Below are 4133 nucleotides of genomic sequence, written 5' to 3'. Positions count from 1 at the left end.
TTGTGGGGCGTGGCCTCGCAAATGTTGACAAGCACAGACCGCCCGCATGAAGCGGGCGCTGGCAATCAGTAGCCGAGGGTCTTGCCGTCGGGGTTGCGGGGGTCCGAGTAGCCGTACAGCGCGCCACCACGGAGCTGGATGGTCTGCGTGCGGCCCATCGAAGGCTTGACCGCGATGTTGTGGCCGCGTTGCTTGAGCAGGGCAATGGTGTCGGGCGAGAGGCCCTTTTCTACGCGCAGCTCGTCCGGCGTCCACTGGTGGTGCACGCGGGGTGCCGCTGCGGCCTCCGCAGGGTTCATGCCGAAGTCGATGGTGTTGACCACCGTCTGCAGCACCGTGGTGATGATGCGTGCGCCGCCGGGGCTGCCTGTCACCAGCGTGGGCTTGCCGTCCTTGAGCACCAGGGTGGGCGTCATGGACGACAGGGGGCGCTTCTTAGCGGCCACTGCGTTCGCGTCGCCACCGACCAGGCCATAGGCATTGGCCACGCCGGGCTTGGCCGAGAAGTCGTCCATCTCGTTGTTGAGCAGGATGCCCGTGCCCTTGGCGACGATGCCGCTGCCGAAGTTGGTGTTCAGCGTGTAGGTCACGGCCACGGCGTTGCCCGCCTTGTCCACCACCGAGTAGTGGGTGGTCTGGTCGCTCTCATACGGCTGGGGCTGGCCGGGCTTGATCTCCTTGGCCGGGCGTGCGCGGTTGGGGTCAATGCCCTTGGCCAGCGATTCGGCATAGCGCTTGGAGGTCAGGCCCTTCAGCGGGATCTTCACGAAGTCCGGGTCGCCCAGGTATTCGGAGCGGTCGGCGTATGCCAGCTTGCTGCTCTCGGCCATGTAGTGGATGGTCTGCGCGCTGTTGGGGCCCCACTGGGCCAGGGGCAGGGGCTCCAGCATGTTCAGGATCTGCACCAGGTGCGGGCCGCCCGAGGAGGGTGGGGGCATGGTCACGATCTCGTAGCCACGGTAGGTGCCACGCGTGGGGACGCGTTCGGCCACCTTGTATTCGCGCAGGTCTTGCAGGGTGATGGCGCCTGCGTGGGGAGCCATCTCGGCCGCGATCTTCTGGGCGATCTCGCCTTCGTAGAACGCCTTGGCGCCCTGCTGGGCGATGAGGCGCATGGATTGCGCCAGGTCTTTTTGCACCAGCGGGTCACCCACCTTCAGGGGTTCGCCGTTCTTCCAGAAGATGGCCTGGGTGGCAGGCCACTTGCCCATGTTCTTCTTCTCTTGCTGCAGGATCTTGGCGAGCGTTTCGCTCACCGGGAAGCCCTTGTCCGCCAGTTCGATGGCCGGGGCGATCACACGCGACAGGGGCAGGGTGCCCCAGCTCTTGAGTGCGTGTTCCATGCCCGCCACGGTGCCGGGAACGCCCACGGCATAGTGGGTGTACAGCGACTTGCCGTCCACCACATTGCCCTTGGCGTCCAGGTACATGTCGCGCGTGGCCTTCGATGGCGCCACTTCGCGGAAGTCGAGGGCCACGCTCTTGCCGGTCTTGGCGTCGTGCACCATCATGAAGCCGCCACCGCCCAGGTTGCCCGCATTAGGCAGGGCCACGGCCAGCGCAAAGCCAATGCCCACGGCCGCATCCACAGCGTTGCCACCGGCCTTGAGGATGTCCAGGCCGATCTGCGAGGCCAGCTCCTGCTCGGAGGCGACCATGCCATTGCGTGCCACCACGGGGTGGAACACATCCATGTCGAAGTCGTAGGCTGCACTGGCGGCCTGGGCCGAGGCCGTCTGCTGCACTGTGGGCGCGGGTGCAGCCGTGGCTACCGGCGGCGTGCTGCCGCAGGCCGTGAGGCTGGCCAGGGCCAGCACAACGCTGCCAGCCAGCAGCGTATGACGAATGTTCATGGGATATCTCCTGGTGTGTGGAATCTGGAAATGACAACGGGCGCACCCAGCCGATGGATGCGCCCGCGCCAGTGTAGGTCGGTCAAAGGGCTGCCAGAGGCAATCTCGTCATGACATTGAAGCGCAGCACTGATGTGCTGCGTGCATTACTTACTGCCCTGTGGGCCCTCAGGCGAGCAAGTCGCTCAATGTCCGTGCAATCACCTTGGTGGCGCGGCGCAGGTCTTCGAGCTGCAGGCGCTCGTCGGCGCGCTTGGCGTGCGATTCGAGGACCGTGCGGGGGCCTGCACCGTAAATCACGCCGGGAATGCCGCGCTCCACATACAGGCGCACATCGGTGTAGAGCGGCGTGCCCACGGCGGGGACCGGTTCACCGATCACGGCCTGGGCATGTTGCTGGATCGCATCGACCAGGGGCTTGTTGCCCGCCAGCGGCGTCATCGCATTCGCCAGCAGCAGGCGCTTGATCTCCACGCTGATACCGGCGCGCTCACCTGCAGCCTGTTCGATCACGCGGCGGATGTTGGCTTCGACCTCCACCGGGTTTTCCTCGGGGATCATGCGGCGGTCGAGCTTGAACATCACCTTGCCGGGTACGACGTTGGTGTTGGTGCCGCCCTCGATGCGGCCCACGTTCAGGTAGGGGTGCTTGATCCCCTCGACCTTGGACGTGACCTTCTTGTACTCGTCGTTCTGTGCGTACAGCGCGTTCAGGATGTGCACGGCGCCCTGCAGGGCATCCACTCCGGTGTGAGGCACGGCGGCATGGGCCATCTTGCCGTGCACCGTCACTTCCATCTGCAGGCAGCCGTTGTGGGCGGTGACCACTTCGTAGCTGAAGCCTGCGGCAATCATCAGGTCGGGCTTTGTCAGTCCCTTTTGCAGCAGCCAGCCGGGGCCGAGTTCGCCGCCAAACTCTTCGTCGTAGGTGAAGTGCAGCTCCACCGCGCCCTGGGCGGGCTTGGCCACGGCTTCGAGGGCGCGCACCGCAAAGGTGAAGCTTGCAAAGTCGCTCTTGCTCACGGCGGTGGCGCGGCCATACATGGCGCCATCGACGATCTCGGCGCCATAGGGGTCGTGTGTCCAGCCTTCGCCGGGCGGCACCACGTCACCGTGGGCGTTCAGGGCGATGGTCTTGCCACCGCTGCCGTACGGTCTGCGCACGATGAGGTTGGTGATGGATTCCATGCCGTAGGCCAACACATCAGCGGCGGGCACGGCGTGCTTTTCGGCCTCGTAGCCAAAGTCCTTCAGCAGCTCGGCCGTGCGCTCGGCATGGGGCGCGTTGTTGCCGGGGGGCGTGTCGGTGGGTACGCGCACCAGGGCCTGCAGAAAGCGCACTTCGTCGTCAAAGTGCTGGTCGATCCAGGCGTCCAGCGCGGCGTGGTGGTTCGGGGTGGTCATGGTTGTTGTTCCTCGGCAAGCTGGTGCAGCACCTGGGTGAAGGCGTCCACGGCCAGTTGCATGTCGTTGTTGGTGGTGGATTCGAGCGGGTTGTGGCTGATGCCAGAGTTTTCTCCGCGCACAAACAGCATGGCCTGCGGCATGATTTCATGCAGCTTCATGGCATCGTGGCCTGCCCCACTGGGCATGCGGAACACGGGCACGCCCAGGTGGTCCACAGCACGCTCCCACTGGTGCTGCAGGGCCGGGGCGCTGGGGGCTGCTGCGGCGCGCATGGATTCCTCCAGCGTATAGCGCAGGCCGCGCCGGGCTGCGATCTGGCCCAGGTGGTCCAGCACATCGCGCACCAGTGCGTCCCGTTGCGGATCGGTGGGCGCACGCAGGTCCAGGCTGAACTGGCAGCGGCCCGGCACCACATTGATGGAGCCGCCGGGCACGTTGAGCAGGCCGATCGTGCCCACCGAGTCCCCGTCCTGGGCGGCGCGCTGCTCGATGTACAACGCCAGCTCTGCCACAGCCACGGCCGCATCGCGGCGGCGGTCCATGGGGGTGGTGCCTGCGTGGCTCGCGGTGCCGATCATCTCGCCCACAAACCGCACACCCCCATTGATGGAGGTGACCACGCCCAGCGGCAGATCCAGCTCGTTGAGCACCGGGCCCTGTTCGATGTGGACTTCAATGAAGCCCAGGTACTGCGCCGGGTCGCGTTGCAGCTTGGCAATGTCGTCAATGCACAGACCCGCGTGCTGCATGGCCGCGCGCATGGTCACGCCGTCCGCATCCTTCTGGTCCAGCCAGGCCGGGTTGAAGTGCCCGATGAGCGCGCCCGAACCCAGAAAGGTGGCCTTGTAGCGCTGGCCTTCCTCTTCGGCAAAG

3 protein-coding genes are annotated in these 4133 nt (G+C 65.8%); all 3 read right to left on the bottom strand.

Annotated elements, in window-relative coordinates; all coding sequences use genetic code 11:
• Positions 1–65: 65 nt before the first annotated feature.
• Positions 66–1853, bottom strand: a complete 1788-nt coding sequence (gene ggt, locus DBR23_RS07790) for a gamma-glutamyltransferase (protein ID WP_108497850.1) — start codon at positions 1851–1853, stop codon at positions 66–68.
• A 168-nt stretch (positions 1854–2021) separates the two neighbouring features.
• Positions 2022–3257, bottom strand: coding sequence for an ArgE/DapE family deacylase (locus DBR23_RS07785; protein ID WP_108497849.1), 1236 nt, complete (start codon positions 3255–3257; stop codon positions 2022–2024).
• Positions 3254–4133 (bottom strand): hydantoinase/carbamoylase family amidase (locus DBR23_RS07780; RefSeq protein WP_146191275.1); only part of this gene is annotated, 880 nt, incomplete at its 5' end. The genes DBR23_RS07785 and DBR23_RS07780, both read right to left, overlap by 4 nt.

It is taken from the genome of Acidovorax sp. HMWF018 (genome assembly GCF_003061035.1).
Taxonomy (GTDB): domain Bacteria; phylum Pseudomonadota; class Gammaproteobacteria; order Burkholderiales; family Burkholderiaceae_C; genus Acidovorax; species Acidovorax delafieldii.
The sequence above is the reverse complement of the archived record's forward strand: the minus strand, read 5'-3'. Positions and strand labels throughout refer to the sequence as shown.

What these genes read in the sequence shown, in the direction of transcription:
- DBR23_RS07785 (WP_108497849.1), bottom strand. Translation starts at nt 3,257, where the DNA reads ATGACCACCCCGAACCACCACGCCGCGCTGGACGCCTGGATCGACCAG.
- ggt (WP_108497850.1), bottom strand. Translation starts at nt 1,853, where the DNA reads ATGAACATTCGTCATACGCTGCTGGCTGGCAGCGTTGTGCTGGCCCTG.